Below are 3,538 nucleotides of genomic sequence, written 5' to 3' on the forward strand. Positions count from 1 at the left end.
CGGTATGCGGCCCATTGGGCGGAGGCGGGTTCCAGCTGGTCGCGGGCCAGCGGGAGCCCGTTCTGGTCGTAGCCGGGCATGGGCATGGTGACGTCGCGGCGGCCGATGAACGCCTCGACCTGGCGCTCGGCGATCATGGCGGCGTCGCGGGAGGCTTGGAGGGCGGCGGCGTCGGCGGGGTCGAGCTGCTCGATGGGGCGAGCCAAGGGCTCAAGCAGCAGACGGGCTTCGTCCGTGAGGAATTCCGCCGCCGCCAGGCGTCGAGCCCTCGCTGCGGCGTTTTGGGGAGCGAATGCGCGCTCATCGCTCACCTCGGCGGTGGGGCGCATTCCGTACTGGTCCAGCAGAGCGGAGAAATCCGTGCGGGCACTGCTGCGCTGCTCCTGGGGCAGCCGTGCGGTGGCACCCTGTTCGGCGAGCCAGTTGAGCTCGCCGATGCGTCCCATGTCCGCAGCGGACAACTCGGCCTCCGCGGAGAGGGCCGTCCCCCGGCCCAAAAGATCTTCGCGTACGGGAGTCAGTCCTGCTGCCGCGCGCTCGCGGATGGCGAACGTTTCGCCCACCGCGTGGGCGAGCACCCGCCCCACAAACTCGGTCGGCAGGCGGTCGGAGATCCGGAGGACGTAGTGGTCCGACGTCGTGTTCGTCGCGGTGCTGGCGATCGTTCCCGTGTCCAGTGGGATGGCATCCACCCAGATCCTGACGGACCGGACCTGGCTGTCCCGCCTGTCGAGCAGGTCGAAGAACCGACGCCCCTTCTCCGTCCCGGGCAGCGGGGAACCGAACCGATCGCCGAGGACGAGGGGCGCCACCAAGCCCATGTCCCGCTCGGCGGCGGCCAGCAGTGCGCCCTGATGATCGGGTGCGCTCGACCGTCGTTGTCCTACGGCCCGCCCCAGCGTAGCCATCAGGATCCGGGGATCGGTCGACCTGTCCACGTGATGCCCCTCTCACGTCGCCGGAGCGACGTCACCGCGCAATGAACCTTAGGATCATGCCATGTTGATAGCTCGATCCTCGTCCGAAGCGCACCTGTACATGGACCTGCACGCATGCGAGTGCGGCAGCTTCGACTTCGACCGGCAGCACCGGTTGGAGTTGCGGGGCGACGAGCTCGTGGCGGTGTACGAGGGGTTGTGCCGGCAGTGCGGCCGAGACCGGCACTTCGAGTTCCAGATGACGGAAGAGATCCCTCCGCCCGCGCCCGCCTTCGGCGGCCCCGAACCTTCCCGAATCATCGACCCCGGCGAGTACGTGGCCGTCGCCTACCGGGTTTCCCGGGCCGCCAGCCTTGAGCTGCTCAACCGGCCCGAGTCCGAGCACCACAAGTACCGCGCGGCGATGGCCTACGCCCTCGCAGCCTTCGAAGAAGTGCTCAAATTCGTTCCGCCGGACCAGGACGCCATCCCGGCGGACGCCTTCACCTCCGAAGCGGGCAGGACTCGCTACCGGAACGGGCCGGGGAAGTTCCGGCGGACCCTCATTGAGATGGACATCGACAGCGCGCGTCAGGTGCTCGCCGATATCGACAAGATGATTCCTCCGCGCGACTGAACCGGTCGGGAGGGTGTATTGGCCGGGGCCGGAGTTCGCCCGACGAACGCAGCCACACCTCGGCCACCTCGGCGGCATCAGAGTCGACCGCACGACGGATGACAAACTTCACAGCGACGCATGCTCGCAGACACACGCTGCGGCGGCATTCGATTTCTCCTGGGCCTTCGGCCGAAAGGGAACCCGGCGAACGTGTGCGGGGCCCGCTACGGCCGCTGGAGTCCCTACCGCTGACCAGTACTGCTCCGCGGAGGTTTGTGGAGGGCTTGGCAGCTGTTTCCGATCCCATGGTGGTTCGGGCGGGTGCTGGTGGTTGGTCATCGAGCACCATCTGGGAGCATGACCTGATGGAACGAATTCGACAGACCGTCAGCTCCGGGTCCCCGCTGGAACCGCAGATCGGGTTCTCGCGGGCGGTCCGAGGAGGCGATTACGTAGCCGTCGCCGGCACAGCACCCATCGGGGATGACGGCTCCATCGTGGGGCTAAGAGTTGTCCCGTAATCCCAGGAGGTTGAGGGTCATGCTGTGTCCAGGTCGGCGCCGACGGCACCAGCGGAACGAAGCGAACGCCCGAGATCTCCGCTGAGGATGCGGGGGCGGCGCCGCCACCACCACAGGTCGGGGCCGGGCAGCCTGTGGAACTGGTCGAATGCTTGGCCGTCATCGTCGGTGGTCGCGGCCTTGTACTGGTCGTCCAGGGCTTTGATCTGCGGGGTCCAGAGCTGGACGATGTGTTCGTCCAGCAGGAGCCACGCTTCGTGCAGCCAGTTTCGGCAGTAGAGGTCGTTGGTGTACTCGGAGATGTCGTCGCCGTAGCCGCGCTCAATGGCGCTCACCAGGGCGGCCCACGCGTTCACCCGTTCAGCGACCGTGAATGCCGTCCGCCAGCCGCGCTGGTGCAACAGCTCTCCCACCTCAGATTCAGTAGCCACGGACGTGAGACTCTCATGCCGAGTCCGTCCGAGCGACCGAGATGTATCCCGCCAGAGGCTGGTGGGTCCCACAGCGTGATCAAGGTGAGACGATCTCGCCGTGGCTGGTGTGATCACGGCGTCGGAGCCGTCTTGGATAGGCCCGTTCAGTGGGCTCAGCCCGCGGCAGTTCGGCACGCTGGTGACGGTTCTGCGGCGCGAGGGAGCGGAGGCGGTACGTAAGGGCCGGCCGTGGAGCCTTCCGCTGGAGGACCGGGCCCTGCCGGTCGCGGCGTACTGGCGCACGAACCTGACGGTGCGGCAGCTTGCCCCGTTGTTCGGGGTGTCGAAGTCGGCGGCGGACCGGATCATCGACCACCTGGGGCCGATGCTCGTTCTCCAACCCCGCAAGCGGTTCGCCAAGGACGCCGTGCTCATCGTGGACGGCACCCTGGTGCCCACCCGAGACCACACCATCGCCGCGCGGTCAAAGAACTACCGGTACTCCACCACCCACCAGGTCGTCATCGACGCCGACACCCGCCTGGTCGTCGCGGTCGGCCGGCCACTCGCCGGGAACCGCAACGACTGCAAGGCGTGGGAGGAATCCGGCGCCAAAGCCGCGGTCGGCAAGACCCTCACGATCGCCGACGGCGGCTACCCCGGCACCGGACTCGTCATTCCGCACCGCCGTGAGCGTGGCCAGGCTGAACTTCCGGGCTGGAAGGAGGAACACAACAAGTCCCACAAGCAGGTCCGCGCCCGCGTCGAGCACGTCTTCGCCCGCATGAAGACATGGAAGATCCTCCGCGACTGCCGCCTCAAAGGCGACGGCGTCCACCACGCCATGCTCGGCATCGCCCGCCTGCACAACCTCGCCCTCGCCGGATAGGTGAACGGGCCACACGACCACCGAGCATGCCCAAGGCGACTCGGAGATCATTTACGGGACAGCCCTTAGTAGGACTCCGTTAGGTTGATCTTGGTGTGGTGTGTGGTCTGTTCGGGAGGGGCTGCCGGCAGGTGGTGCAGACACCGGTCCAGCACCTCAGGGTGTCTTGGAGGGCATCG

The 3,538-nt window shown here is 67.3% G+C and carries 4 protein-coding genes; 2 read left to right on the forward strand and 2 right to left on the reverse strand.

Annotated elements, in window-relative coordinates; all coding sequences use genetic code 11:
• The coding region (locus AB0D46_RS38330; RefSeq protein WP_362884712.1) for a hypothetical protein at positions 1-938 on the reverse strand (938 nt) is incomplete at its 3' end.
• 61 nt (positions 939-999) lie between these two features.
• Here AB0D46_RS38330 and AB0D46_RS38335 point away from each other — a divergent pair.
• Positions 1,000-1,554 (forward strand): hypothetical protein, encoded by a 555-nt coding sequence (locus AB0D46_RS38335; protein WP_362884713.1) that lies wholly within the window; start codon positions 1,000-1,002, stop codon positions 1,552-1,554.
• A gap of 520 nt (positions 1,555-2,074) precedes the next feature.
• Here the strand turns inward: AB0D46_RS38335 and AB0D46_RS38340 are convergent.
• A complete protein-coding gene (locus AB0D46_RS38340; RefSeq protein WP_362884715.1) occupies positions 2,075-2,488 on the reverse strand; it encodes a hypothetical protein in 414 nt (137 codons plus the stop codon).
• A gap of 100 nt (positions 2,489-2,588) precedes the next feature.
• Between AB0D46_RS38340 and AB0D46_RS38345 the strand changes: the two genes are divergently transcribed.
• Positions 2,589-3,359: a transposase gene (locus AB0D46_RS38345; protein WP_362884717.1), complete on the forward strand. Its 771-nt coding sequence runs from the start codon at positions 2,589-2,591 to the stop codon at positions 3,357-3,359.
• The last annotated feature ends 179 nt before the right edge of the window (positions 3,360-3,538 follow it).

It is taken from the genome of Streptomyces sp. NPDC048383 (assembly GCF_040651775.1).
In the GTDB taxonomy this organism is placed as follows: Bacteria; Actinomycetota; Actinomycetes; order Streptomycetales; family Streptomycetaceae; genus Streptomyces.